Here is a 26,904-nt window from a genome sequence, read left to right on the forward strand (position 1 = left end):
CCTATGAAACTCCATGAACTGCATCCCGCTGAAGGGTCCACCGCCGCTCAGAAGCGGCTGGGCCGCGGCAACGGGTCCGGTCTGGGCAAGACCTCCGGTAAAGGTCACAAGGGCGCCAAGGCCCGCAGCGGCGGCGGCAAGCGGCCCGGATTTGAAGGCGGCCAGATGCCTCTGTACCGCCGGGTTCCGAAGCGCGGTTTCAACAACGTGTTCGGAACGGAATATGCTGAAGTGAATGTGGAACGGCTCGAAGTGTTCAATGACGGCGACGTCGTGAACGCCCAGGCGCTCCTCGAGAAGAAGATCATCCGCAAGGAACTGGACGGCATCAAGGTACTGGGCGGCGGCGAGCTGACCAAGAAACTGACGGTCCAGGCGGCGAAGTTCTCCGGCTCCGCGAAGGAAAAGATCGAGGCGGTCGGCGGAAAGGCCGAGGTGATCTGACATGATCGAAAGTATCCGGAAAATGTGGAAGATCCCCGAGCTCAGAAGGAAAATCGTCTACACCTTCCTGATGCTGCTTCTGTTCCGGCTGGTCAGTGTGGTTCCGGCGCCCGGTGTTGACCTGGCTGCTGTGAAGGAACTGATTGCAAAGGGAACGGCCAGTACCGGCGTATTCGGCCTGTTCAGCATGATGACCGGTAACGCTTTCGAACAGATGTCCATCATGGCGATGGGTATTACACCCTACATCAACGCCAGCATTATCATGCAGCTGCTGACCATCGCGATTCCCGCGCTGGAGCGGCTGAGCAAGGAAGAGGACGGCCGCCAGAAGATCAACCGGATCACCCGGTATGTGACGGTTGTCCTGGCTGCGCTGCAGGCCATCGGCCTGGTCCGTGCCCTGGAGGTTCTGGACCGCAGCAGCTGGCTGAACTACGCGCTGGTCGGCATCACGATGGCAGGCGGTACCGCCCTGGCCATGTGGATCGGCGAGCGGATTACCGAGAAGGGAATCGGCAACGGTATCTCCCTGCTGATTTTCGTTGGTATCATTTCCAACATCACCAACGGCCTGTACCGCGCATTCATGAACGGTATTCTGAACGGCGGTCTGAGCGGATGGGTTGAACTCGTTGTGATCATCATCACCTGCATCCTGATGACAGTTGTGGTGACGTTCGTTGAGCTGGGCGAGCGCAGGATTCCCCTGCAGATTGCCAAGCAGGTGAAGGGCCGCCGCGTATACGGCGGACAGAACACCCACATGAGCCTGAAAGTGGTTGCTGTCGGTGTGCTGCCCCTGATCTTCGCTTACAGCTTCATGTCCTTCCCGGGCACGATCGCGAACATGATCAACAGCAAGAGCGGTTTTGCCATGTGGTGGGAAGCCAACATGACCCGCGGAACCCAGCCCATGTACCTGATTGTTTCCGCACTGCTGATCATCGCCTTTACGTTCTTCTACTCCTCCATCAGCTTCGATCCGAAGCAGCAGGCGGAGCAGCTGCAGCAGCAGGGCGCGGTGATCCCCGGACAGCGGGGCAAGAATATCCGGCAGTACCTGCAGACCACAGTGACCCGGCTGAACCTGTTCGCCGCACTGTTCCTGGCAGTCCTGTCCGTGATTCCGTCCCTGCTCCTGGCCTGGGCCGGCGTGCAGATCCCCTTCGCGGCCAGCTCCATCCTGATCGCTGTGAGCGTATCGCTTGAAACCATCCGGACCATCCAGGGCGAGATGGGCGTACGCGGCATCGACATGGATATGGACAACGTTGGGTTTATGTAATGAGGAAGCATCCGCGCTTCAGCGCGGCGAATGCTTCCCATGCTACAGCTGTCCATTACCGCGAGCTGAAAGCGAAGCGGGAATGGGTAACAGCGATCGCATGAGGATATGCAAATATCTTCTACAGACTGTATGAGACTTCAAGAGGAGGAAATCCTATGAATATCATCTTTCTGGGACCTCCCGGAGCGGGCAAGGGAACCCAGGCGCAGCGCATCTGCGACGCGCTGAAGATCCCCCAGATCTCCACGGGAGATATTCTCCGCCGCGCCATGAAGGAAGGCACGGAAACCGGACTGAAGGCGAAGAGATTCATCGACGCCGGACAGCTGGTTCCCGATGACGTCATCATCGACATTGTCAAGGAACGCCTCCAGATGGATGACTGCAAAAACGGCTACATCCTGGACGGCTTCCCGCGGACGGTTCCCCAGGCGGAAGCCCTGGACACCTTCGCGACGATTGACAGCGTGATCGACCTGGACGTGGCCGACCAGGTGCTGGTGGACCGGCTGAGCGGACGGCGCGTCTGCCTGAAGTGCGGCGCGACCTACCATATCAGCATGCTGAACGGTGAGACCAAGTGCGCCAAATGCGGCGACGATCTCGTCCAGCGGAATGATGACAAGGCAGAAACCGTGCTGAACCGGCTGAAGGTATACCACGCCCAGACAGCGCCCCTGATCGGATATTACGAGCAGAAGGGCCTGCTGAAGAAGGTAGACGGAGCCCAGGGCCTGGAAAACACTTTTTCCGCGATTATGAAGGAACTGGGAGCTTAAGCATGATCAGTCTGAAAAACCCGGGGCAGATTGCCAAAATGCGGGAAGCCGGAAAGATCCTGCGGGAAGTGGAAGACGAGGTGCGGGAACATATCCGCCCCGGCGTATCCACGGCCGAGCTGGACATCCTGGCGGAAAAGCTGATCCGGAAGAACGGTGCGATTCCGTCCTCCCTGCACTATGAGGGTTATCCGTGCTCCAACTGCGCCAGCATCAATGACGAGGTGGTGCACGGGATCCCCAGTGAACGGCGGATCCTGAAGGACGGCGACGTAGTCAGCATCGACTGCACGCTGGTGAAGGACGGCTGGCAGGCAGACTCCGCGTTTACCGCTGGGGTCGGTCCGATCAGCGAGGAAGCACAGAAGCTGATCCGGGTAACCGAGGAATGCTTCTGGGAAGGCATCCGGCAGTGCATTGCCGGAAACCGGCTGGGAGACGTCGGGCACGCGATTGACGCGCACGCCCGGAAAAACGGATTCAGCGTAATCCGGGAGTTTACCGGCCACGGAATCGGCAGGGAAATGCACGAAGACCCATCGGTATTCAACTTCGGGGACCCCGGCAGGGGACTCCGGCTCAGGCGCGGCATGACGATCGCGGTGGAGCCGATGATTGCGATGGGCGACTGGCACCTGAGCATTGACGATGACGGATGGTGCGCCAGAACCGTGGACCACAGCATCTGTGCCCATTACGAGCACACGATCGCGATCACGGAAGACGGCCTCCCCGAAATCCTGACGCTGCCCGGATTCAGCTGGGAGGCGGAAGCATGAAAGAACCGCTGAGCTTTGAAAAGGGCCGGGTGGTTCAGAGCACTCAGGGCCGCGACCGGGGAAACTTTTTCCTGGTAACGGAAGAAGCCGGAGAAGGACTGGTGATGATTGCCGACGGGGATTTACACCGCCTGGATCATCCAAAGAGGAAGAAGACGAAACATCTTCGCGCGAAACCCGTTCTGATTGATTTCGGAACGATCCGCCCGGAAGGCGGAAAGGTGCAGGACAGCGATATCCGAAAGGCGCTGGAAGCACACGGATTCACGCGGGAACGCTCGCTGCGCAAGGAGGGCTGATCTTTTGTCAAAGAGCGACGTAATTGAAATGGAAGGTAAGGTCGTTGAGGCTTTGCCGAACGCCATGTTTCAGGTGGAACTGCAGAACGGACACCAGATTCTGGCTCATATTTCCGGTAAAATGCGGATGAACTTCATCCGGATCTATCCCGGAGACAAGGTCACCATTGAACTTTCGCCCTATGATCTGACCAGAGGCCGGATCACCTGGCGCAGCAAAAACTGATCCTGATAAGGAGGGGAAAGACGATGAAGGTTCGTCCGTCCGTAAAGCCCATTTGCGAAAAGTGCAAGATCATCAAGCGGAAAGGCCGTGTTATGGTCATCTGCGAGAATCCGAAGCACAAGCAGAAGCAGGGCTGAGCAACACTGTACGGAAAGCGCCGGGACTTTGATCCCGGCGCTTTGCTTTACGAAAAAGCGGGTGTGTGGTAAAATATGTCCTGAACGGAGGTACAGGAGATGTACAGGCGATACTCCCAGCGGAACGGCGACGGCCTTTCCCTGACGCAGATGAAACGGAACCGGATCAAGGATATTGTGATCCTGCTCCTGGCCGCAGCGGTGATCGCAATGGCGGTATTTATGATCCCCACCATCAAGGGGCAGAACGAGGAACGGGAAACCTACATCCACCGGTTCCAGATGGAAGCGGAGGAGGCCTCCCGGCAGACGAACAGCCTCAGCCGTACGGCCGGTGCGGATTCCGCATCGATCCTGGCGAAAATCCGGAGCAACATATACGCGGTCAAAAAGCTGAACGAGCATTACGGCAGCCAGCACGGAGCCCCGCTGCTGGCCGAAGCGGACCTCCAGGAAATGGTCAACATGATCGACCGGTACCTGGCCGCCCTGACGACCGGGACGACCACGGGTACCTACCAGACCGACCTGCAGGCCACGATTGACCAGATGATCGAAGTACTGGGCACGCTGGAATAAGCATGAAAAACTGGGGAGAAAAGCTGGAAGAAAAAATACGGATGCTGCCGGATTCACCGGGCTGCTACCTGATGAAAAACCGGGAAGGCACCATCATATACGTCGGAAAAGCTGTGAACCTGAAGAACCGGGTCCGCAGTTATTTTCGTGATACCGTCCATACGCCGAAGGTGGATGCGATGATCGCCCACATCGACGATTTTGACATCCTGCTGTGCGAAACCAACCTCGAGGCGCTGATCCTCGAGTGCAACCTGATCAAACTGCATAAGCCCTACTACAACATCCTGCTGAAGGACGACAAGCATTATCCGTACCTGAAGGTGGATATGCGCCAGCCTTTTCCGCGGCTGGAGCTGTGCCGGAAGCTGGAACAGGACGGGGCGCGGTATTTCGGGCCGTACATCGGCGCCGGCGCGGTGCTCCAGGTGCTGGAGGCGGTCCGTGACGTTTTTCCGCTGCGATCCTGCCGGCAGGTTCTTCCGCCGAAGACGGAGAAGCGCCCCTGCGTGAACTATGATATCGGCCGTTGCATGGCGCCCTGCGCCGGGAAGTGCACGGAGGAACAGTACCGCACAATGATGGAGGGCGTGCTCCGCTTCCTGAACGGCGATTACGAGAGCGTGATCCGCAGCCTGCGGAAGGACATGGAAGGGGCGGCGGCCGCAATGCGCTATGAAAAGGCCGCGCGGATCCGCGACAAGATCAAAGACGTCGAAGGCATGATGGAACGCCAGATTGCCCTGCGGACCGACCGGAGCGAGCAGGACCTGATCGCGATTGCCCAGGACGGGCTGGATGCGATGATCCAGATCCTGTATATCCGGGGCGGGCGGATGATCGGCGGCGACCATTTTGCCCTGCCAAGGGAAGGCGGCGAAAAACCCGGCGACGTGATCGCATCCTTCATGACGCAGTATTATGAAGCCGCGGGCCTGATCCCGCGGAACGTGCTGTGCCAGGAGCTTCCGGAGGACGCCGCGGAACAGCTGGAACAGTGGCTGCGGCAGAAGAAGGGCAGCGCCGTGACGGTGGCCACCCCGCAGCGCGGGGAAAAGCACGAGCTGGTGCTGCTGGCCGCCAAGAACGCGAAGGACGCCCTGGAAAAGCGCAACGCGCGCCGGACGATCCGCGAGGAGCGGACGGTGGGAGCGGCGGAAAACCTTGGGAAGATCCTGGGGATGGACCGGTTCCCGCGGCGGATCGAGGGCTACGATATTTCCAACACCCAGGGCGAGCAGAGCGTTGCCGCCATGGTGGTGTTTATCGACGGCGAACCGGCGAAGAAGGAATACCGCCATTTCCGCATCAAAACCGTGGAAGGCGCGAACGACTTTGAATCCCTGTACGAAACGCTGAGCCGCCGCTACGCGCACGCCGCGAAGGAGGTGCGGGAAGGAACGGAGGACGGGAAGTTTACCGACCTGCCGGACCTGATCCTGATCGACGGCGGCCCGCAGCAGCTGCGGTTTGCACGGCAGGCCATCCTGGACCAGGGACTGGAGCCGCCGGCCATGTTCGGCCTGGCGGAAAAGCGCGAGGAAATCTGGCTGCCGGACGCGCAGGAACCGATCCTGCTGGACCATCGGACACCGGAGCTGCAGCTGGTGCAGCGGGTGCGCGACGAGGCGCACCGGTTCGGCATCATCCACCACCGGACGCTGCGCGGCAAGGCCTCCATCCACTCCCAGCTGGAGGACATTCCGGGCATCGGCCCGGCCCGGCGGAAGGCGCTGCTGAAGGCCTTCGGCAGCCTGAAGGCCATCCGGCAGGCGAGCCGGGAGGAACTGCTGGCGGTGAAGGGAATGAACGCGGCGGCCGCGGACGCGGTGCTGAATGCCGGGAAGTGAAAAACTCAGGCTTGCCACCGCTTCCTGTTCATGCGATAATATATTGTTGGCCCGGATTCAGCAGGAAACCGGGCGGACAGGAAGGACGGAGAACGTATGGCGACCGCGCTTTGGGTGAAGACCATCCGGCACCACCGGACCGACAGGCAGGCGACCGTTCCGTGCACCCGGGGCGACGCGCACGGGGCGCTGCGGGAGGCCTGCCACGAACTGGACCTGCCGGAACCGATCTGGCTGGACAAGAACGAGCGGGAATGGGAAGAATTCGGCATGACGCGGTTCCTGCCGGACGCCTTCTTTGAGACCGTACCGTTTGAGCGCATCGAGATTGAGTTTATCGATCCGGACGCGCCGAAAAAGAAGAACCGCGACCCGAGAAACGCATTCTGAGGGAGATACGTATGAATGAGACTGTGAGCCGCCTGCTGGACGCGTACCGGGCGGAATTTACCGAAAAGCTGCGGGAATGGGTCCGGATCCCGTCGGTACAGGGAGAGGCAGAGGACGGAGCGCCCTTCGGGAAGGAAGTCCGCCATATGCTGGACGCCGCCGAGGCGGACGCGAAGGCGATGGGCTTCCCGGTGCGGGATTTTGACGGATATGCCTGCGATATCACGCTGGGGGACCGGCCAGAGATGATCGCCGTGCTGGGCCACCTGGACGTGGTGCCGGCCGGGGACGGCTGGAATTATCCGCCCTTCGGCGCGGAAATGGACGGGACGCGGATCTACGGGCGGGGAACCAGCGATGACAAGGGCCCCGCGCTGGCGTCGCTGTACGCGATGCGCGCGATCCGCGAGGCGGGAATCCCGCTGAAGAAGAGCATCCGCCTGATCCTGGGCTGCAATGAGGAAACCGACTGGAAGGACATGGAGTGGTATTCCGCCCACGCGGAGATCCCCGCGGTCGGGTTCAGCCCGGACGCCTCCTTCCCGGTAATCAATACGGAAAAGGCGATTATCCACCTGCGCTTTACCGCGCCGGAGACCGGCAGCGGCCTGCAGGTGGTCGAAATGTCCACGGGCGAACGCCCGAACGTCATCCCCGGGGAATGCACCGCCGTGGTGCGGGGCGGGGAGGAGCTGGCCGGGAAGGTCCGGACCTGGGGCCTGGAGAAGAACCTGCCGGTGAACGCAGAAGTAGTGCCGGAAGGCGTCCGCATCACCGCGGAAGGCATCCCGGGACACTCCGCTTATCCGGAAGGCCGGCGCAACGCGATCGGCATGATGATCTGCCTGCTGCGTGACCTGGGGGCGGAAGGCCCGCTGAAGGTGCTGGCGGACGCCGTGGGGATGACCCATGACGGAAGCGGCCTCGGATGTGCCTGCAGCGACGAGGTCTCCGGACCGCTGACCTGCAACATGGGCATCCTGCACCTGAAGGACGGCGCATGGACGGGCACGCTGGACATGCGCTGCCCGGTGAACGCGGACCTGCCCGCGCTGCGGGACGCTGCGAAGGCGCACCTGCCCGGGTTTGAGGTGGAAACGCTGGAGATGAAGCCGGCCCACCATGTGCCCGCGGACAGCGAGCTGGTGACCCAGCTGCTGGCAGCCTACGAGGAGGAGACCGGCCTGCCGGGCGAGACGATCGCCACCGGCGGCGGCACCTACGCGAAGGTGCTGAGCCAGGGCGTCGCCTTCGGCGCGACGTTCCCGGACGACGAGGACCTGGCGCACCAGGCCAATGAATACGCGGACATGGACCGCCTGGTCACCGCCGCGAAGATTTACGCGAATGCCCTGATCCGGCTGGCCGGGGATTAAGAACGAACGAATCGGAATGAGGTAGACAGACCATGATCACAGTAAGCAACGTATCCCTGACATTTGGCGGGCAGAAGCTTTTCTCCGGCGCCGACCTGAAGTTCCTGCCGGGCAACTGCTACGGCATCATCGGCGCGAACGGAGCCGGGAAATCCACGTTCCTGAAGATCCTGAGCGGCGAGCTGGAGCCGACCACCGGCTCGGTGACCATTCCGCCGAACGAGCGGATGAGCACCCTGAAGCAGGACCAGTTCATGTATGACGAGTATCCGGTGATGGATACGGTGATCATGGGCAACCAGCGGCTGTACGACATCATGAAGGAAAAGGACGCGCTGTACGCCAAGCCGGATTTCAGCGAAGCGGACGGCGAGAAAGCCGCGGAGCTGGAAGGCGAGTTCGCCGAAATGGACGGCTGGAACGCGGAAAGCGACGCCGCGACGCTGCTGACCGGCCTGGGAATCCCCGCGGACGAGCACTACACGCAGATGGCGGACCTGCAGGCGGGCGACAAGTTCAAGGTGCTGCTGGCGCAGGCGCTGTTCGGCAACCCGGACATCCTGCTGCTGGACGAACCGACGAACAACCTGGACAACCGCTCCGTGGCGTGGCTGGAGGAGTTCCTGATGGATTTCCCCGGCACCCTGATCGTGGTGAGCCATGACCGGTGGTTCCTGAACAACATCTGCACCCACATCGTGGATATCGACTACAACCAGGTGAAGCTGTACGTCGGCAACTATGACTTCTGGTATGAATCCAGCAAGATCATGCAGGCGCTGATGAACGACCAGAAAAAGCGCCGCGAGGACAAGATCCGCGAGCTGCAGGCCTTCATCCAGCGGTTCTCCAGCAACAAGTCGAAGGCGAAGCAGGCCACCAGCCGCCGCAAGCTGCTGGACCAGCTGACCATCGAGCAGATGCCGGCTTCCAGCCGGCGGTATCCCTGGGTGAGCTTCACGCCCGACCGGGAAGCCGGCAAGGACATCCTGCAGGTGACCGGCCTGAACTACACACAGGACGGCGTGCAGCTGCTGAAGGACGTTTCCTTCCTGGTGACGAAGGGGCAGAAGATCGCCCTGGTCGGCAACGAGCAGGCGCAGACCGCGCTGTTCCGCATCCTGGCGGAGGAAATCCAGCCGGACAGCGGCACCGTGAAGTGGGGCGTGACGATCAGCACCAGCTATTTCCCGAAGGACAACAGCAAGTACTTCGACGGCTGCGACATGACGATGATGCAGTGGTTTGCCCAGTACTCCCCGGAACAGCTGGAGACCTACATGCGCGGCTTCCTTGGCCGGATGCTCTTCAGCGGAGACGACGTGTACAAGCCCGTGAACGTGCTGTCCGGCGGTGAGAAGGTCCGCTGCATGCTGAGCCGCATGATGCTCTCCGGTGCGAACTTCCTGATGCTGGACCAGCCGACCAACCACCTGGACCTGGAATCCATCACCGCCGTGAACAACGGCTTGATCAACTTCCCCGGCAACGTGATTTTCACGAGCCAGGACCACCAGTTCATCAGCACGGTGGCGGACCGGATCATCGAAATCCGGGATGACGGAACCATCGCCGACTACCTGTGCAACTATGAGGAATACCTGGAGAAAGTCAAGGAAACGTTTGCGCCCATTAAGTAAGTATGCTATACTGCCCACATATGGCCGCCCGGTTGTCCGGTGCGTGCCGGACGAATGCATGGATGGAGGTAATTGCCCATGAAGTTCGGTCATTTTGACGACAAAGCGCGGGAGTACGTGATTGAAACGCCCCGGACACCGTATCCCTGGATCAACTACCTGGGATGTGAGAAGTTCTTCGGAATCATCAGCAACACCGCCGGCGGCTACTGCTTCTACCGCGACGCCCGCCTGCGCCGGATTACCCGGTACCGCTACAACAATATGCCGGTGGACAACGGCGGACGCTATTTCTACATCAATGACAACGGCACCGTCTGGAATCCCGGATGGAAGCCTGTGAAGACCGAGCTGGATGAGTATTCCTGCCGCCACGGCATGGGCTATACGATCATCACCGGCAAAAAGAACGGCCTGAAGGCGAGCCAGAAGAGCTTTGTTCCGATGGGCTTTGACGCGGAAGTGCACCAGGTTTCCCTGGCGAACGAAAGCGACAGCGCGAAGGACGTCATCCTGACCAGCTTTGTGGAGTTCTGCCTGTGGAACGCGCAGGACGACATGCTGAACTTCCAGCGCAACTTCTCCACCGGCGAGGTGGAGGTGGAGGACGGCGTGGTCTACCACAAGACCGAGTACCGCGAGCGCCGGAACCACTATTCCTTCTATGCCGTGAACGTGCCGGTGGACGGCTTCGACACGGACATGGAAACCTTCCTGGGCATGTACAACGGGTTTGACGCCCCTCAGGCCGTTTTCAGCGGAAAGATGGGCAATTCCGTCGCGTCCGGCTGGCAGCCCATGGCGGCGCACCAGATCAGGGTGCACCTGGAAAAGGGCGAGGAAAAGAAATTCAACTTCGTGCTGGGCTATGTGGAGCTCCCGGTCGAAGAGAAATGGGAAAAGAAGGGCATCATCAACAAGAAGCCCGCGAAGGCCATGCTGGCCCAGCTGTCTACGGACGAGCAGATCGACAAGGCCTTCAATGACCTGAAGGCGCACTGGGACAACCTGCTGAGCGCGTATGTGCTGAAGGCGTCCGAGGAGAAGCTGAACCGGATGGTGAACATCTGGAATCCCTACCAGTGCATGGTGACCTTCAACATGAGCCGGAGCACCTCCATGTTCGAGAGCGGCATCGGCCGCGGCATGGGCTTCCGCGATTCCAGCCAGGACCTGCTGGGCTTTGTGCACCAGATTCCGGAGCGCGCCCGCGAACGGATCCTGGACATCGCTGCGACCCAGTTCCGGGACGGCGGATGCTACCACCAGTACCAGCCCCTGACCAAGAAGGGCAACAACGACATCGGCGGCGGCTTCAACGATGACCCGCTGTGGCTGATTGCCGGCACGGCTGCCTACATCAAGGAGACGGGCGATTTCGCCATCCTGGATGAGCCGACCCCCTATGACTGCAATCCGGATGACTGCGGCACGCTGCTGGAGCACCTGGAAGCGAGCTTCATGCACGTGGTGAACAACCGCGGACCGCACAAGCTGCCCCTGATCGGCCGCGCCGACTGGAACGACTGCCTGAACCTGAACTGCTATTCCGATACGCCGGATGAAAGCTTCCAGACCTTCTCGAACCCGAACGCGCCGGACGAGCGCGTGGCGGAATCCGTGCTGATTGCCGGCATGTTCGTCTCCATCGGGCCGGAGCTGGTGGCCATCGAGCGTATGAAGGGTGACAACGCCAAGGCCGATAAGTACCAGGCGGACATCAACGAGATGATCCAGGCCGTGGAAAAGGACGGCTGGGACGGCGAATGGTTCGTCCGCGCGTACGACGCCATGGGCCATAAGGTCGGCAGCAATGAGTGCGAGGAAGGCAAGATCTTCATCGAATCCCAGGGCTACTGCGTGATGGCCGGTATCGGTGTGGAGAACGGCAAGGCGGAGAAGGCGCTGCAGAGCGTCCACGAGCGGCTGGAAACGAAGCACGGCATCGTGCTGCAGCAGCCTGCCTACAGCGAGTACCACATCGAGCTGGGCGAAGTGAGCTCCTACCCGCCGGGATACAAGGAAAACGCCGGTATTTTCTGCCACAACAACCCGTGGATCATCGCCGCGGAGACTGTGGTGGGACACGGTGACCGGGCCTTCGATCTGTACAGCCGCATCGCTCCCGCCTGGCGCGAGGAGATTTCCGAGCTGCACAAGGTGGAGCCCTATGTGTACAGCCAGATGATCGCCGGCAAGGACGCGAAGAACTTCGGCCAGGCCAAGAACAGCTGGCTGACCGGTACGGCCGCGTGGAACTTCTACGTGATCAGCAACTACATCCTGGGCATCAAGCCCGACTGGAACGGCCTGAAGATCGATCCGTGCATCCCGCACACCTGGGACGGATATACGGTCAGCCGCCGGTTCCGCGGCGCGGTCTACGACGTGGAGATCAAAAACCCGAAGCACGTGTGCCGCGGCGTGAAGGAAGTCACCGTGGACGGAAAGAAGACGGAAGGCAATGTGCTGCCGGTCTTCGCCGACGGAAAGAACCACAAGGTGGAAGTCATCCTCGGATAAGTGGAAAACCAACCCCGAACCATCATCAGCGCCCGCCGCAGACCGCGGCGGGCGCTTTTGGACGGATTCCCGCACAATGACATGAAGAAAGCCCCGGCAGAACTGCCGGGGCCCCTTTATATAGGAGGTTGACTCTGGATGGCTTGGGATTATTCGCCGAGGAAGGCCTTCAGCTGGGCGTTGGCTTCGTCCACGACCTTCTGCATTCCGGCACCTTCCAGCTTGGAGAGGAGCTCGGGCAGCTTTTCGTCCACGTCCACCGCGCCGGTGCACAGGCTCAGGGAGTAGGCTTCCTTGATGTTGGCGATCTGGGCGATTTCGGTTTCAACGGGCTTGCTGTCGAAGGTGAAGCCGTAGATCGGAAGCTTCTTGGAGCCGGCATAGAACTCAGCGAACCGCTGCTGGAAGTCAGCGCCCTGACCCTTCTGCGGGGGCAGCAGGGTGACGTTGCCCAGGCCGTTGGTCCAGGGGGAGTAGGTGGAACGGGCATCGGTGAATTCAACTTCACCCGCGTCGTTCAGGTTGTAGTGGATGCCTTCCACGCCGTAGTTCATCAGGGTCATGACATAGGGATCGGTGTTCAGCAGGTTCAGGAACTTCATGGCCTCGACCGGATGCTCGCTGTTGGCGGAAATCGCCATCATGGCGCCCTGGACGGAGGTGTTGTCGATGTAGGGGGCATCGGTGGTCATCACGTAGGCGACCTGGATGCCGCGCTGCTCGGAAGTGGTGAACTCATAGCCGTAGAGGGAAACTTCGGAAGAGATCAGGTAGTTCGCGGTGTTCTGGGCATTGCGCCAGGTATCGGTCGCGGTTTCGCCGATGGCGATGGCGGGATCGATGTAGCCGGCCAGGTAGTATTCACGCATCTGCTTGGCGAACTTCTCGAACTCGGGGGTCGCGAACTTGTTGAAGATCACGTTGCCGTAGGCACCGGGGGTGGAAACGTCTTCGGTGTTCATGTAGTAGCTCAGCAGGCCGTTGGCATCGCCGGTGACGATGGGCGTTCCGGTGACATAGCGTTCCACGACAGCGCCTTCAAAGATGAAGGGGTAGAAGACCTTTCCGTCTTTTTCCTCGCCGGCCTTCACGGTCGCGAAGATGTCATTCCAGCCGTAGAAGCCGGCCTTTTCCACGTCTTCCAGGGTGTAGCCGTATTTCTCGAGCAGGGTGACGTTGACGTCCCAGGTGTTCATGGTGGCAAAATCCTTGAAGCCGGGAACCGCGTAGATGCCCTTTTCTCCATCGGGACCTTCGGTCAAGGCGCCTTCAAACAGCAGCTCGGGCAGGACGGTCTTCAGCTCCGCACCGTACTCGGCGAGCAGGTCGTCTTCCGGGTCATCCAGGCGGACGTAGGCGCCCTTCTTGGCGTAGGGAGCATACTCGTTCGCGGTCCAGGAGCAGGTGAACAGGATGTCGTATTCGGAACTTCCGGAGTTCACCGCGTTCTGGGCGGTCTGGTCAAAGTTGCCCCAGGTTCCCCAGGTGGGAACGATGGAGACGCCGATCTTTTCGTTCAGGTAAGCATTCAGCTTTTCGAGGACGGCGGCGTCATCAGTGACGTTGTTGCCTTCCAGCAGGATGGTGATTTCCACGGGGGAATCCGCCATTGCCGGGACCAGGGAGAGCAGCATCATGGCTGCCAGGATGAGGGCCAGGAACTTCTTCATAACAGTACCTCCAAATAAGATTTTGTATTTGCAAGCAGCGGCAGGACCACCGCTGTTCTTACCGGGGATTAATCGCAACCTCAATCGGCGCAACTCCGCACTGCGGAGATTGCTTGTTTCGGTTGAATTCAGAACCGATGAAATATCCGCCACAGGCGGTCATCGGTTCTTCATCCCTTGACCGATCCTATCGTCAGTCCGGCCACCACATAGCGCTGGAAGAAGGGGTAGGCGCAGGCGATGGGCAGGACGATGAACACGACGACGGCCATCCGCATGGTCTGGCTCGGGAGCGCCGCGATGGCGGACGCGCCGGAGGCGCCGATCATCGAGGAGTTGCGGGCCAGGAACTCGGCGTTGCGCTGCATCTCCATCAGCAGGTACTGCAGGGGATACAGGTCGCGCTTGGTGACATACAGCAGGCACAGGAACCATTCGTTCCAGTAGGCCAGGGCGGTCAGCAGGGCCACGGTGGCGATGCCGGGTTTGACGATCGGCAGGATGATGCGCACCAGGGTGGTGTATTCGCCGCTTCCGTCGATTGTGGACGCTTCGATCAGGTCGAAGGGAACCGACGTCTGGAAGAAGGTGCGCATGATGATGATATTGAACGGGCTCACCAGCATCGGGACGATCAGGGCCGCGTAGTTGTTGCCCATGCCCAGCAGGTTGCGGCAGATGATGTAGGTGGGGATCAGGCCGCCGCCGAAGATCATCGTGAAGAAGCTGAGGAAGCTGAAGAACCCGCGGAGCTTGTAGTCCTTCCGGAACAGGGGGTAGGCGTACAGGACGCACATGCTGACGCTGAGCACCGTACCGACGATCGTGATAAAGAAGCTGTTGAAATAGCTGCGCCAGAGCGCGTCACCCAGGTTGAACACCTGTTTGTAGGCATCCAGGGACAGGGCGGCGGGAGTGAAGGAATAACCGATCTGCCGGATGCTGTCCTCCGAGGAGAAGGAAATGATGATGACGAAGATGAACGGGATGATACAGGCCAGGGCAAAAACGCCCAGGATCAGGTGAAAAACGCTTTCGGTTTTCCGGCTGATCATGTTCAGGCGGAAGGCGCCGGCTTTTTTCTTCACTGCGGTCGTCATGACGTTTCCTCCTTCCTTTATTACAGTGTTTAAAACAAGCTGCTATCCGAATCCAGTTTCCGGACAATCCCGTTGGCGGCCATGATGCATACGAAGCCGACCAGGTTCTGCAGGAAGCCGGCCGCGGTACTCATGCCGACGTTGCCGGTGGAAGTGTAGGCGCGGTATACGTAGGTATCGACCACCTGGGTGACCGGGAACAGCGGCGCGGAGTTCATTGGGACGGACCAGAAGAGGCCGAAGTCTGCGTTGAAGATCTTGCCGACGTTCATGATCAGCAGGATGATGATCATGGGCTTCAGGTGGGGCAGGGTGACATGGATCACCTGCTGCCACTTGGTGGCACCGTCCACGGAGGCCGCCTCATACTGCGTGCGGTCGATGCCCGTGATCGCGCTGAGGTAGAGCACGGTGGAATAACCGGTGTTCTTCCAGATGGAGCAGATGGTGAGGATGTACGGCCAGTAGCCCGGTGAGTTGTACCAGTCGACCACGTCGCCCCCGGCGGCCCGCTGCGCGCGGACGATCATGCCGTTGGTCGGATCCAGGAAGGCGAACAGGAAGTAGGAAACAACGACCCAGCTGAGGAAGTAGGGGAAGAACATCATGGTCTGGTAGGTCTTGGCCAGGAATTTCCGCGTCAGCTCGCTCATCATGATGGCGAAGGCGACGGAGATCAGCAGGCCCAGTACGATCCACAGGGCGTTGTAGCCGATGGTGTTGCGGATCATGGTGACGCTCTCGCTGGTGAAAAGGAACTGGAAGTTTTTCAGCCCGACCCAGGGACTCTTCAGCAGGTTCATCGGGAACGGGATCTTCCGCGTCGGCAGCTTGTAGTCCAGGAAGGACATCATGATGCCGAACATGGGAAGGTACCGGATCAGCAGCAGCCAGATGGTGGCCGGCAGCATCATCGTGGTGAGCCAGAATGTTTTCTTCCGGGAAGCGGAAGGGGTGCGGCGCATGCGGAGATCGGCCTGGCGGGCTTTTGTTTGCAGCGTGGACATGGAACCATTTGCCTCCTCTCCGTAGTGCCTGGTTTTGCTTTGTCCTATCTGGTACCTGAATTCTACAAAAAAGACAGGAGCCGTGTCATTATCTCCGTTTGTGAATTCTTGCCTCCGGTTGTTGTGTTGGCAAAACCGGACAATTGGGTATTGAAAACCGCCGGAATCTGCGATACCCTAACATCAGAAAACAGAACAGGAGTGTGGGAATATGCTGATCCGGAATGCCCGGCTTTATATAGGAAATGATTTCGAAAACGGTTCGGTCCGCCTGCGGGACGGAAGGATCGCGGAGGTCGGGAAGGACCTGCGCGCGGAAGCCGGGGAACGTGAGACTGACCTGGGCGGGGACTTCCTGCTGCCGGGATTTGTGGACGTGCATATCCACGCGTTCGGCGGAAGGGACACCATGGAGGGCGAGGACGCGGTGCGGGCGATGAGCCGGGAACTGCGGAAGCTGGGTGTCGCGGCATTCTGCCCGACCACCATGAGCGCGGGCCCGGAGGACACAAAGAACGCCGTCGCGGGCATCCGCGCGGTGATGGAGAAGCCGGAGAAGGACGGAGCCCTGGTCCTCGGCGCGCACATGGAGGCGCCTTTCCTGCAGGAGAGCAAGGCCGGCGCCCAGCGGAAGGAATTCTTCCTCAATCCTTCATTTGAAAGACTGGAAGAAATGACCGGGGGAGATCCCGGAATCGTGAGGCTGATCACCATGGCCCCGGAAAAGGACGGCAGCGAGGCATTCATCCGCCGCGCAGCGGAGGCCGGGATCCATGTGTCCATCGGCCATACGGCGGCCACGGCGGAGGAGACCCACCGGGCGGCGGAATGGGGCGCGGACCATGTGACCCATACGTTCAACGCGCAGACGCCGCTGACGCACCGGGCGCCGGGAGTCCCCGGCGCGGCGCTGACGGATGACCGGCTGTACTGCGAAATGATCTGCGACGGAATCCACCTCCACCGGGACACCGTGCGCCTGCTGGCAAAGTGCAAGGGACCGGAGCGGGCGGTGGCAATCACCGACGCGATGGAAGCTGCCGGCCTGCCGGACGGGGAGTACGCCCTGGGCGGGCAGAAGGTGTTCGTGAAGGACGGGGCCGCCCGGCTGGCGGACGGAACGCTGGCCGGATCCGTGCTGACGATGCCGCAGGCGCTGGAGAATCTGATCCACCGGTTCGGTATCCGCCCGGAGGACGCGTGCGCCATGTGCACCTGCACCCCCGCGGATTCCATCGGGGAGAAGCGGACCGGCCGGATCACGGCGGGCGCGCCGGCGGTGCTGACCCGCTGGAGCCCGGACTGGCACATGGCCGGGGTGATCACCGGAGACGCGGAATAAACAAGGACGCCAAAGAGAGACAATAAAGCACAACCCCATTCCTTGAACCGGATTTTGCGGAAGGTATAATAAAATCAGGAAAACCTGAATTTTATATACAGAACGGGGATGTGAATATGCGCTACGGTTTTTTTGACGATCAGGCGCGGGAATACGTGATTGACCGCCTGGATACCCCCCAGTCCATGACCAACTACCTGGGCACCCAGCGGATGGGCACCGTGATCTCCCACAATGCGGGCGGGTACTCCTGGCTGGACAGCCCCCAGCACCACCGGATTACGCGGTTCCGGCCGAACGGCGTGCCGATGGACTGGCCGGGGCACTACGTCTACCTGCGGGATGACGAGAGCGGAAAGTACTGGTCGCTGAGCTGGCAGCCGACAGGGCTTCCGGAGGGCGAAGCGAAGTATGAGGCCCGCCACGGGCTGAGCTATTCCCGCTTCCGGTGCGAGGCGCAGGAAATCGCCGGGGAGCAGGTGCTGTTTATTCCCCGGGAGGACGGGGACGACGATCCCGTGGAGATCTTTGACGTGAAGGTCCGGAACCTGTCGGACCGGCCCCGGAAGATCAGCGTTTACGGATATGTGGAATTCTCTTTCCATGAAATCGATATGGACAACCAGAACTTCCAGATGAGCCTGTATGCCGCCGGCTCCCACTACGAGGACGGCGCGGCGCTGTGCGAGCTGCACTATGAACAGGACGCCTGGCAGTTTTTTGCGGGCAATTTTGAGCCGGACAGCTTTGACGGTGTCCGGGAAGCCTTTATCGGGCCGTACCGCACGGAGCGGAATCCGCTGGGCGTGGAAGCTGGAAAACTGACCGGCTCCACGGAACTGGGCGGCAACCCCTGCGGCGCGCTGCAGAAGAAGCTGGAGCTTGCGCCCGGGGAGGAAGCGCGCGTGCTCTTCTACCTGGGAACCGGCCGGGGAAAGGCGGTCCGGCAGGCGAGGGAGAAGTATGACGAAGCCGGGACTGACAGGGCGTTCGCGGAGCTGAAGCAGTTCTGGGACGAAAAACTGGGACAGCTGCAGGTCTCCACACCCCATGAAAACATGAACCGGTCCCTGAACATCTGGAACCTGTACCAGAGCGAGATCAACGTGCTGTTTTCCCGCTTCTCCTCCTTTATCGAGGTGGGCGGGCGGACCGGGCTGGGCTACCGGGATACGGCGCAGGACGCCATGTGCATTCCGCACGCCGAACCGGACATGTGCATGAAGCGGATCCGCCAGCTGCTGCACGGGCAGATGCGCATGGGCTACGGCCTGCACCTGTTCGATCCCGCGGTGCTGGAGCAGGGAGAGGAGGACGGGTTCAAATCCCCGACGGTGATTCCCGAAACGGATAAGAAGAGCATGTTGCACGGGATCAAGGACGCCTGCGCGGACGACGCGCTGTGGCTGATTCCCGCCATTGTGGAGAATGTGCGGGAAAGCGGCGACGCATCCTTTCTGGATGAGGTAATCCCCTTCGCGGATGAAGGCGAGGGCACCGTATGGGAGCATATGAAGGCTGCGCTGGACTTCTCCTACAGCCAGATCGGCGCCCACGGCATCACCAAAGGCCTGCGGGCGGACTGGAACGACTGCCTGAACCTGGGCGGCGGCGAGAGCGCGATGGTCGCGTTCCTGCTGGTGTGGGCCACGAACCACTTCCTCGATGCGGCAAAGGCGCTGGGCCGGACGGAGGACGAAAAACGGTACACGGAGCTGAAGGCGGGCATGGAGGAAACCTGCCGGAAGACGCTGTGGAACGGGGAGTGGTTCCTGCGCGGGTTCACGGCGGACGGCCGGGAAATCGGTTCCCGGGAGGCCGCAGAGGGCAAGGTCCACATGGAGAGCAATACCTGGGCGGTGGTGAGCGGAACGGCCACGCAGGAGCAGGGCCTGTCCTGCATGGACGCGGTGGACGAGTGGCTGTACACGCCCTGGGGCCTGATGCTGAACGCGCCGTCCTTTGTGACGCTGGACGACAGCATCGGGTTTGTGACCCGGGTATATCCCGGCGTGAAGGAAAACGGGGCGATCTTCAGCCATCCGAATCCCTGGGCCTGGGTGGCGGAATGCATGCTGGGCCGCGGAAGCCGTGCCATGAAGTTCTACGACGCGCTGCTGCCGGAAAACCAGAACGACAAGATGGAAATCCGCCAGGCGGAGCCCTACAGTTACTGCCAGTTCATCATGGGACGGGACCACACGGCCCACGGCCGGGCCCGGCATCCCTTCATGACCGGCTCCTCCGGCTGGGCATACTACGCGGCGACCCGCTATATGCTCGGTATCCGCCCCGGCTTCGACACGCTGACGGTGGATCCGTGCATTCCCGCGGACTGGGACGGCTTTGAGGCCGTGCGCCGGTGGCGGGGCGCGGAATACCGCATCACCGTGCGGAACCCCTGGCATGTGGAAAAGGGCGTGCGGTCCATCCGGGTGGACGGCGTGGAAGTGGCGGATATTCCTGCCTTCGAAAGCGGCACCCATCAGGTGGAGATTGAGATGGGAGGCGCGGCCGTATGATTCAGTTCGGTACAGGCGGCTGGCGGGCCGTGATCGGCGACGGGTTTACCCGGGACAATATCCGGCGGATCGCGGCGGCACTCGCCCGGCGGATGGTGCGCGAAGGCTGCGCGGGGCAGGGAATCTGCGCCGGGTATGACCGGCGCTTCCTGAGCCGCGAGGCGCTGATCTGGTTCTGCGAGGTGCTGGCGGGGGAAGGCGTGAAGGTGCGCTTCGTCAACATGTCCTGCCCGACACCGCTGGTGATGTTCACCGTGAAGCGGATGGGCCTGCCCTACGGCGCCATGGTGACGGCCAGCCACAACCCGGCCATCTGGAACGGCATCAAGCTGTTTACCGAAGGCGGCCGGGACGCGGCGGAAAACTATACGCGGGAGATTCAGGAGGAGGCCAACGCCCTGGACGAGGCCGGGATCCGGTCCGTTCCCTTTGAGCAGGCAAAGGCGGAAGGAAAGATTGAACTTGTGGACCCGCGGGACGAATACCTGGATTCCATCCTGCGGCAGGTGGACACGGACGCCATCCGGAAACGGCGGCTCCGCATCGTGCTGGACCCGATGTTCGGCGTGAGCCTGACCGGGCTGCAGACCATCCTGTACACGGCCCGGTGCGACGTGGACGTGATCAACGACCGGCATGACGCCTTTTTCGGACGCCACCTGCCGGCCCCGAACCCGGAGACGCTGGTGGACCTGCAGTACGCGGTGAAGGAACACCGGGCGGACGTGGGCATCGCCACGGACGGCGACGCGGACCGGCTCGGCATCATCGACGAGAACGGCCGGTATGTGACCGCCAACGAAACACTGGCGCTCATGTACTATTATCTGTTAGAATATAAGGGATGGCGCGGGGCGGTGGCCCGCAACATCGCCACCACCCACCTGCTGGACCGGATCGCGGAAGCCTACGGGCAGGTGTGCGCGGAGGTGCCGGTGGGCTTCAAGTACATCTCGGCCGGCATGGACGAGCATGATGCCCTGATCGGCGGGGAATCCTCCGGCGGCCTGACCGTCCGCGGGCATATCTCCGGCAAGGACGGCCTGTACGCGGCCAGCCTGCTGGTGGAGATGATCAGCGTGACCGGGAAGAAGCTGAGCGAGCTGGTGAACGACCTGTTCGCCCGCTTCGGGGAGCTGCATACGGCGGAGTATGACTGGCCGCTGACGCAGGAGCTGAAGGACCGCATCTTCCGGATGATCATGGAGGAGAAACGGGTTCCGGACCTGGGCCGGAAGGTTGAAAAAATCAGCTATATGGACGGATGCAAGGTTTACCTGGACGGCGGATGGGTGATCGTCCGCTTCTCCGGAACGGAACCGAGGGTCCGGATTTTCGCGGAGGCGGAAACGGAAAAGGCGGCGCGGAACCTGGTGGAGATCATGGCGCGCCATACCGGACTGCCCTGGACGGAATAAGAAACAAACCGGGAAGGAACGAAGGATACCATGGCAAAGGCAAAGGAAGGGAAGAAAGCATCCGGCGGATGGTTCCGGCGGCTGAATTCCCTGCGGAACCAGGTGGGCGCCATCGTGGTGCTCAGCTACCTGATTCCGGCACTGCTGCTGGGAACATTCACCGGCACCATCCTGCTGCGCGGGCTGGAGGAGAAAACGCGTTCGGCGGTTTCCTCCAGCGCCGAGCATGCCTTTACCATGATCCAGCAGAACGTGACCCGGGCGGTGGAGCTGGCCCGGGGCGCCACCTATGATGGGGAACTGACCTCCGCCTGGCAGAGATGGCAGGACGGCAGCGCCGCCCATACGGAGTTCCTCCAGATGTGCCGCCGGTACCTCGAGCGGAAATACAGCCGGGAGCCCCTGTTCAATTTTGCCGGGTTCTTCCCGGCGGGCCGGCCGGACCTGCTGAGCTATATCCGCAGCAGCGAGAGCCATACCCAGGAATACCTGAACAACCTCCTGGCGGAGGTGGCGCGGGCCGGGGAAACGCTGGATACCCGCAGCCGGTTTATCAGCTTCGGGAACCGGATGTTCCTGATCCGGAACCTGCTGGACCTGAAGATGGAACGCTACGGAATGCTGATCCTGGGGGTGAATCCGGACCGGATGTTCGAGCCCCTGAACGGCCTGCAGGAATCCTGGCAGGCGGAGGTGTCCGTGCGCCTGGATGACTACGCGCGCGGGGAGCCGGTCACGGACTGGAATACCCTCCGGGACGGGCTGACGGATGACGCGAAGGCAGGGAGGCTGCTGTACACGCAGCTGTCCGGCGGGGAGGAAAACATCGCGGACCTGATGCTCTCGGTGGACCGGCGGCAGCAGTTCAGCGACATGTATGCCTTCCGGCGGCTGACGATCGGCATGTTCCTGGCGCTGATTCCCTTCCTGATCCTGATCGCGGTCTACCTGCACCGGCGGATTACGAAGCCGATCAAGATCCTGTCGGACGCGAGCCGGCGGATCGAGGAGGGGGAGCTGGGCGTGACGGTTCCCATGCACGGCAGCGATGAGCTGGGCCGGCTGGGTGAAACCTTCTCCCACATGTCCCTGCGGCTGAAGGAGCAGATTGACAAGACCTACAAGGAAGAAATTGAACTGAAGAACGCACAGATCCTGGCCCTCCAGAGCCGGATCAACCCGCATTTCATGAACAACGCGCTGGAGGCGATCAACTGGGAGGCCCGCATGGAGGGATCGGAGACGATCTCCTCGATGGTCGGATCCCTTTCCATCCTGATGAACGCCACCATGGGCCGGAAGGAACGGCGCCTGGTGACGCTGCGGGAAGAGATGGAGGTTGCCGATGCGTATATCTATTTCGTCCAGCAGCGCTTCGGGCCGGAGCTGACCATCCGGCAGGAGATTGACGAGCCGGCGTATGACGGCATCCTTCCGCTGCTGACGGTGCAGCCCCTGCTGGAGAACGCCGTGGAGCACGGGATCGCCCCGGCGGGCGGCGGCGAGATCAACATCAAGTGCACCCGGGGCGGGGAATGCCTGCACCTGGGCATCATCAATACCGGAAAGACCGCGGACCCGGCCGACCGGGCGCGGATCGAGGCCGCGCTGCAGGGAAGGGCAGAGGAGCACCACCTGGGCCTGGCCAATATCGTGAACCGGCTCCACCTGATCTACGGGGAGCAGGTGCAGATCCGCGTGGATACGGACACGCCCGGGGAAACGGGCGTTTACCTGGATATTCCGCAGGACGTGACCGTAAGGGAGGGAAGGGAATGAACCTGAAGAAATGCCTGGCCGCGCTGCTTACGGCGGTGCTGCTGCTTTCCGCGGCGGGCGCCGCGGCCCAGGGGATTACCCTGCACACGATCAGCTGCTTTGCCGGCCCGGATGCCTCCGATGAGATTTACGTGGATATCCTCCGCCGCTATGAGGCGGAAACCGGCAATACGGTCCTGGACTCCTCGTCCGCCAGCGATGAGGCATGGAAAACCTCCGTGCTGAACGAATTCGCGGTGGGCAATGAGCCGGACGTGCTCTTCTTCTTCGCCGCCGGGGCGGACTCCCGGCCGATCCTTTCCCGGGTGGTCCCGCTGGAGGAGATTAACCGGGAATACCCGGAGATCCGCCTGCCGGAAACGGAAGCCCTGCGGGAAGAGGACGGCTCGGTCTACGCGGTTCCGGTGCGCGGCTACTGGGAAGGGCTGTATGTGCATACGGACCTTTTTGAGCAGTACGGCGCGCCGCTGCCCCGGGACTGGGATTCCCTGCTGGAAGCCATCCGGATTTTCCGGGAGAATGAGATCATCCCGATCGCCATCTCCCTGTCGGATATCCCGCACTACGTGGCGGAGCTCGCCATCCTCGCGTGCGCGGAACAGGAGGACCAGCAGGCCCGGCCGAAGACCCTGGAGGAAGTGCCGGCATCCTGGGTGGAGGCCATGCGGGTGATCCGGGAGCTGGCGGAGGCAGGCGCCTTCGCGGACAACGCCTGGGCGACCTATGACAGCGCAGCCACGGACGTGTTCCTGACCAAGAAGGCCGCCATGCGGCTGGACGGCAGCTGGTTTGCGACGTCCATCTCGCCGGCCTGGATGGATACGATGGAAGTGCTTCCCATGCCCCGCCGGAACGGGGACGGCGTATCCGACTGCTATATCGGCGGCGTTTCCATGGGATTTTACCTGACCCGCCGGGCATGGAATTCCACGCGGCGGGATGCCGCGGTGCAGCTGCTTTCCGTGCTGACGGCGCCGGAAAATGTCGCCCGGCTGGGGGATACGACCCTGACCGGCCACCTGCAGGCGTCCGCGGAGGAGATGCAGGAGGGAAGGACGATGCTCAGCCCGCTGCAGGACTCCATGAGCAAGAACGCCCGGGAGGTCTGGCTGCTGGAATGCATTCCGGCGGTGGCGGACGGCAGCATGACGGCGGAGCAGTGCTGGGAGAAAGTGATGGCGCTGGCTCCCTTCGGAAAGTAAGGTGAAGGAATGTACCGCGTAGTTCTGGTGGATGACGAACGCCTGATTATCCGGGGCCTTTCCAGCGTGGTGCCGTGGAAGGAGCTCGGGTGCGAGGTATGCGGCACCGCCTATGACGGGAAAACCGGGCTGGACCTGATCCGCAGCCTGCGGCCGGATATGGTGATTACCGATATCCGGATGCCGAACATGGACGGACTGACCATGCTCGCGGCGCTGCACAGCGAATATCCGGATATCCAGACCACGGTGCTGACCGCGTACCGGGACTTCGAGTATGCCCGGCAGGCCATCACCCTGGGCGTCTGCCGGTACCTGCTGAAGCCCAGCGACCTGGAGGAGCTGAAGGAAACCATCCGCCTGATGGCGTCCCGGCTGGACGCCCTGCCGGTCCGGAAGGAAGAGGGACCGGAGGAGGAAACTGTCCAGGCGGCCGGGAACCACCTGGTGCGGGCGGCACTGGCCTATATGAAGGAGCACTGCGCGGAGCAGCACCTGTCCCTGAATGAGGTGGCGGACCATGTGTACGTCAGCCAGTGGCATTTGTCCAAGCTGCTGAACCGGGAAACGGGGCAGAGCTTTTTCGACCTGCTGGGCTCGCTGCGGATTGCCCGGGCCAAGGAACTGCTGGGGAGTTCCCAGATGCGGGTCCATGAAATCGCGGAGGCCACGGGCTTCTCCGACGTGGCCCATTTTTCCCGCAGCTTCAAGCGGATTGCGGGCTGTACGCCCGGGGAATACCGCAACCAGCGGGACTGACCGGCCGGATGTGGCAAATGGTCAAATTTTTTTTCAAAAAGAACAAAATCCGGAAGGAATTGCCGCAAATCTATCGAAATATATAAACAGAAAGACAACGGAAGGATGTGGTGCCCATGGCACACACAGGATTACGGGCCGGCAGTCTGAGATGACAGCGCGGGCACCGTAATAGTTTGGCTACCCATCAATATTGAAAGGAGCCCGTTGGCAATATGAGACTGACGATTACAGCGCGCAACATGTCGGTAACCCCGGCGATCACCAAGAGGATCGAGAAGAAGACCGAAACGATGGGCCGTTACCTCTGGCCGGAAACGGAAATGCAGATCAAGATGCGGAAGGAAAAGAACGACCGCCGCATCGTGGAAATAACGGTTCCGATGGGAAAGAACGTGATCCTGCGCAGCGAGTCCTCCGCGGACGACAACCTGTTCCTGGCGATTGACAACGCCCTGGCCAAGATGGAACGGCAGATCCGCAAGCACCGGACGAAGCTGGGCAAGAACCTGAGGGACGAAGCCTTTGCCGAGGTGCCCGAATACATTGAGGAAGATCTGGCGGAAGAAGAAGAGCGGAAGGTGGTCAGACGGAAGACCTTCCCGGTGCGCCCGATGAGCGTCGAGGACGCCGCGATCGAAATGGAACTGCTGGGACACAGCTTCTTCGCCTTTATCAATATTGACACGGACCGGACGAACGTCCTGTACCTCCGGAAGGACGGGAACCTGGGTCTGCTGGAGCCGGAAGCGTAATAAGACATCAACGTTCGGAATGAATGATCAGGAAAAGCTGTCAAACGACCTGGGCCAATGAAATGATTCAGCCAGCAGAGAAAACACCTTTTGTGTAACCGGACAGCTGAACCGAAATCCTGAAATCCGGACGGACAAAGTACCCCCATCCCCGGGGCCGCAGGTGCGGCCCCATTTTTCATGTCTTGCCCTAAATGAAGCGGGATGGTATAATTTTCCTGTTATGGACTTCGGGGAGGTGCGGGAATGCGCTGCAGCTGCAAGGAATGCGGAACGTATATGATCCAGGCGGAAAGCGACCACCTGGGCTGTGTATGCCCGGACTGCGGGTACCGGTGCAATGACTGCCTCGGAACCGATACGGTCGTGAGCCGGGACCAGCTGAAGAACCTGGCGTTCGATCCGCGGTTTTCCCCGGAAAGCCTGGCGGCTTCCTTTGAGAAGGAAGACGACGAAGAATGGTTTGACGACAGGCCGGATGGGCGGTAAGCCCGGGCAAGGCCGGATCCGCACGGACGGAAAACCCGCGCGGATGATTTCGGAGGAATATATGCTGAAACATTATGTGATCTCATTCCTGATTTCCATGGTTCCCCTGATCGAGCTCCGGGGCGCCCTGCCCTATGCGCTGGCCAACGGAATTCCCACCCTGCCGGCGTACATCGTGTGCATGGTGGCGAACATGCTGCCGGTGCCGATTATCTTCTTCTTCGCCCGCAAGGTGCTGGAATGGGGCGCGGACAAGAAATACATCGGCCGCTTCTTTACCTTCTGCCTGGAGAAGGGTCACAAGGCGGGCAAGAAGCTGCAGGAGAAAGCCGGAACGAAGGGGCTTTTTATCGCGCTGCTGCTGTTCGTCGGCATTCCGCTGCCCGGCACCGGCGCCTGGACGGGCACCCTGGCGGCGAGCATCCTGGATATGGATTTCAAGTCCAGCATCACCGCGGTCCTGCTGGGCGTCCTGCTGGCGGCCATCATCATGGGCGTGGGCAGCCTGATTGTGATCAACGGCGTACAACTGTTCGCCTGAAGGGAAG

General features: G+C 61.1%; 25 protein-coding genes. 22 read left to right on the plus strand and 3 right to left on the minus strand.

Annotated features, from left to right (window positions below; translation table 11 throughout):
* Nucleotides 1-3: 3 nt before the first annotated feature.
* The 13 genes from rplO to JNO48_11925 all read left to right on the plus strand — a co-directional run bounded on the left by rplO (nucleotide 4) and on the right by JNO48_11925 (nucleotide 12,313).
* Nucleotides 4-444 (plus strand): 50S ribosomal protein L15, encoded by a 441-nt coding sequence (rplO, locus tag JNO48_11865; protein QTE67878.1) that lies wholly within the window; start codon nucleotides 4-6, stop codon nucleotides 442-444.
* 1 nt (nucleotide 445) lies between these two features.
* Nucleotides 446-1,732, plus strand: coding sequence for a preprotein translocase subunit SecY (gene secY, locus JNO48_11870; protein ID QTE67879.1), 1,287 nt, complete (start codon nucleotides 446-448; stop codon nucleotides 1,730-1,732).
* 158 nt (nucleotides 1,733-1,890) lie between these two features.
* On the plus strand, nucleotides 1,891-2,514 hold the full coding sequence (locus JNO48_11875) for an adenylate kinase (GenBank protein QTE67880.1): 624 nt from the start codon (nucleotides 1,891-1,893) through the stop codon (nucleotides 2,512-2,514).
* Between the two features lie 2 nt (nucleotides 2,515-2,516).
* A complete protein-coding gene (gene map, locus JNO48_11880) occupies nucleotides 2,517-3,293 on the plus strand; it encodes a type I methionyl aminopeptidase (GenBank protein QTE67881.1) in 777 nt (258 codons plus the stop codon).
* Nucleotides 3,290-3,592 (plus strand): KOW domain-containing RNA-binding protein, encoded by a 303-nt coding sequence (locus JNO48_11885; GenBank protein ID QTE67882.1) that lies wholly within the window; start codon nucleotides 3,290-3,292, stop codon nucleotides 3,590-3,592. Before map ends, JNO48_11885 begins: the two co-directional genes overlap by 4 nt.
* A 4-nt stretch (nucleotides 3,593-3,596) precedes the next feature.
* Complete coding sequence (gene infA / locus JNO48_11890; protein QTE67883.1) at nucleotides 3,597-3,818, plus strand: translation initiation factor IF-1; 222 nt, start codon at nucleotides 3,597-3,599, stop codon at nucleotides 3,816-3,818.
* Between the two features lie 23 nt (nucleotides 3,819-3,841).
* Nucleotides 3,842-3,955: a 50S ribosomal protein L36 gene (gene rpmJ, locus JNO48_11895; GenBank protein QTE67884.1), complete on the plus strand. Its 114-nt coding sequence runs from the start codon at nucleotides 3,842-3,844 to the stop codon at nucleotides 3,953-3,955.
* A gap of 99 nt (nucleotides 3,956-4,054) precedes the next feature.
* Entirely contained in the window at nucleotides 4,055-4,534 is a 480-nt protein-coding gene (locus tag JNO48_11900) for a hypothetical protein (GenBank protein ID QTE67885.1), read from the plus strand.
* A 2-nt stretch (nucleotides 4,535-4,536) separates the two neighbouring features.
* A complete protein-coding gene (gene uvrC, locus JNO48_11905; GenBank protein ID QTE67886.1) occupies nucleotides 4,537-6,384 on the plus strand; it encodes an excinuclease ABC subunit UvrC in 1,848 nt (615 codons plus the stop codon).
* A gap of 96 nt (nucleotides 6,385-6,480) precedes the next feature.
* Nucleotides 6,481-6,774: a hypothetical protein gene (locus tag JNO48_11910; GenBank protein QTE67887.1), complete on the plus strand. Its 294-nt coding sequence runs from the start codon at nucleotides 6,481-6,483 to the stop codon at nucleotides 6,772-6,774.
* Between the two features lie 11 nt (nucleotides 6,775-6,785).
* On the plus strand, nucleotides 6,786-8,150 hold the full coding sequence (locus JNO48_11915; protein QTE67888.1) for a M20 family metallopeptidase: 1,365 nt from the start codon (nucleotides 6,786-6,788) through the stop codon (nucleotides 8,148-8,150).
* Between the two features lie 32 nt (nucleotides 8,151-8,182).
* Nucleotides 8,183-9,790: an ABC-F family ATP-binding cassette domain-containing protein gene (locus JNO48_11920; protein ID QTE67889.1), complete on the plus strand. Its 1,608-nt coding sequence runs from the start codon at nucleotides 8,183-8,185 to the stop codon at nucleotides 9,788-9,790.
* Between the two features lie 78 nt (nucleotides 9,791-9,868).
* Nucleotides 9,869-12,313: a glycosyl transferase gene (locus JNO48_11925; GenBank protein QTE67890.1), complete on the plus strand. Its 2,445-nt coding sequence runs from the start codon at nucleotides 9,869-9,871 to the stop codon at nucleotides 12,311-12,313.
* A 149-nt stretch (nucleotides 12,314-12,462) separates the two neighbouring features.
* Here JNO48_11925 and JNO48_11930 read toward each other — a convergent pair whose 3' ends face one another.
* From JNO48_11930 to JNO48_11940, 3 genes are all read right to left on the minus strand, one after another.
* The gene (locus JNO48_11930) at nucleotides 12,463-13,983 is read right to left on the minus strand and encodes an ABC transporter substrate-binding protein (GenBank protein QTE67891.1); all 1,521 of its coding nucleotides are present in this window, start codon (nucleotides 13,981-13,983) and stop codon (nucleotides 12,463-12,465) included.
* Between the two features lie 170 nt (nucleotides 13,984-14,153).
* Complete coding sequence (locus tag JNO48_11935; protein ID QTE67892.1) at nucleotides 14,154-15,083, minus strand: carbohydrate ABC transporter permease; 930 nt, start codon at nucleotides 15,081-15,083, stop codon at nucleotides 14,154-14,156.
* A gap of 29 nt (nucleotides 15,084-15,112) precedes the next feature.
* The gene (locus JNO48_11940; protein ID QTE69762.1) at nucleotides 15,113-16,048 is read right to left on the minus strand and encodes a sugar ABC transporter permease; all 936 of its coding nucleotides are present in this window, start codon (nucleotides 16,046-16,048) and stop codon (nucleotides 15,113-15,115) included.
* Nucleotides 16,049-16,301: 253 nt separating this feature from the next.
* Here JNO48_11940 and nagA point away from each other — a divergent pair, with 253 nt between their 5' ends.
* From nagA to JNO48_11985, 9 genes are all read left to right on the plus strand, one after another.
* Entirely contained in the window at nucleotides 16,302-17,432 is a 1,131-nt protein-coding gene (gene nagA / locus JNO48_11945) for an N-acetylglucosamine-6-phosphate deacetylase (GenBank protein QTE67893.1), read from the plus strand.
* 116 nt (nucleotides 17,433-17,548) lie between these two features.
* The gene (locus JNO48_11950) at nucleotides 17,549-19,954 is read left to right on the plus strand and encodes a N,N'-diacetylchitobiose phosphorylase (GenBank protein ID QTE67894.1); all 2,406 of its coding nucleotides are present in this window, start codon (nucleotides 17,549-17,551) and stop codon (nucleotides 19,952-19,954) included.
* A complete protein-coding gene (locus JNO48_11955; GenBank protein ID QTE67895.1) occupies nucleotides 19,951-21,372 on the plus strand; it encodes a phosphoglucomutase/phosphomannomutase family protein in 1,422 nt (473 codons plus the stop codon). Before JNO48_11950 ends, JNO48_11955 begins: the two co-directional genes overlap by 4 nt.
* Before the next feature lie 30 nt (nucleotides 21,373-21,402).
* Complete coding sequence (locus JNO48_11960) at nucleotides 21,403-23,151, plus strand: sensor histidine kinase (protein QTE67896.1); 1,749 nt, start codon at nucleotides 21,403-21,405, stop codon at nucleotides 23,149-23,151.
* Nucleotides 23,148-24,353: a carbohydrate ABC transporter substrate-binding protein gene (locus JNO48_11965; protein ID QTE67897.1), complete on the plus strand. Its 1,206-nt coding sequence runs from the start codon at nucleotides 23,148-23,150 to the stop codon at nucleotides 24,351-24,353. The genes JNO48_11960 and JNO48_11965 overlap by 4 nt, the downstream gene beginning before the upstream one ends.
* Nucleotides 24,354-24,362: 9 nt before the next feature.
* A complete protein-coding gene (locus tag JNO48_11970; GenBank protein ID QTE67898.1) occupies nucleotides 24,363-25,112 on the plus strand; it encodes a response regulator in 750 nt (249 codons plus the stop codon).
* A 215-nt stretch (nucleotides 25,113-25,327) separates the two neighbouring features.
* Nucleotides 25,328-25,867 carry a ribosome-associated translation inhibitor RaiA gene (raiA, locus tag JNO48_11975; GenBank protein QTE67899.1) on the plus strand — a complete coding sequence of 180 codons (540 nt, stop codon included), beginning with the start codon at nucleotides 25,328-25,330 and terminating at the stop codon, nucleotides 25,865-25,867.
* Nucleotides 25,868-26,113: 246 nt separating this feature from the next.
* Nucleotides 26,114-26,356 (plus strand): hypothetical protein, encoded by a 243-nt coding sequence (locus tag JNO48_11980; protein ID QTE67900.1) that lies wholly within the window; start codon nucleotides 26,114-26,116, stop codon nucleotides 26,354-26,356.
* 61 nt (nucleotides 26,357-26,417) lie between these two features.
* Nucleotides 26,418-26,897, plus strand: coding sequence for a small multi-drug export protein (locus tag JNO48_11985; GenBank protein QTE67901.1), 480 nt, complete (start codon nucleotides 26,418-26,420; stop codon nucleotides 26,895-26,897).
* Nucleotides 26,898-26,904 lie beyond the last annotated feature (7 nt).

It is taken from the genome of Clostridiales bacterium (assembly GCA_017569285.1).
Lineage (GTDB): Bacteria > Bacillota > Clostridia > Christensenellales > Aristaeellaceae > Aristaeella.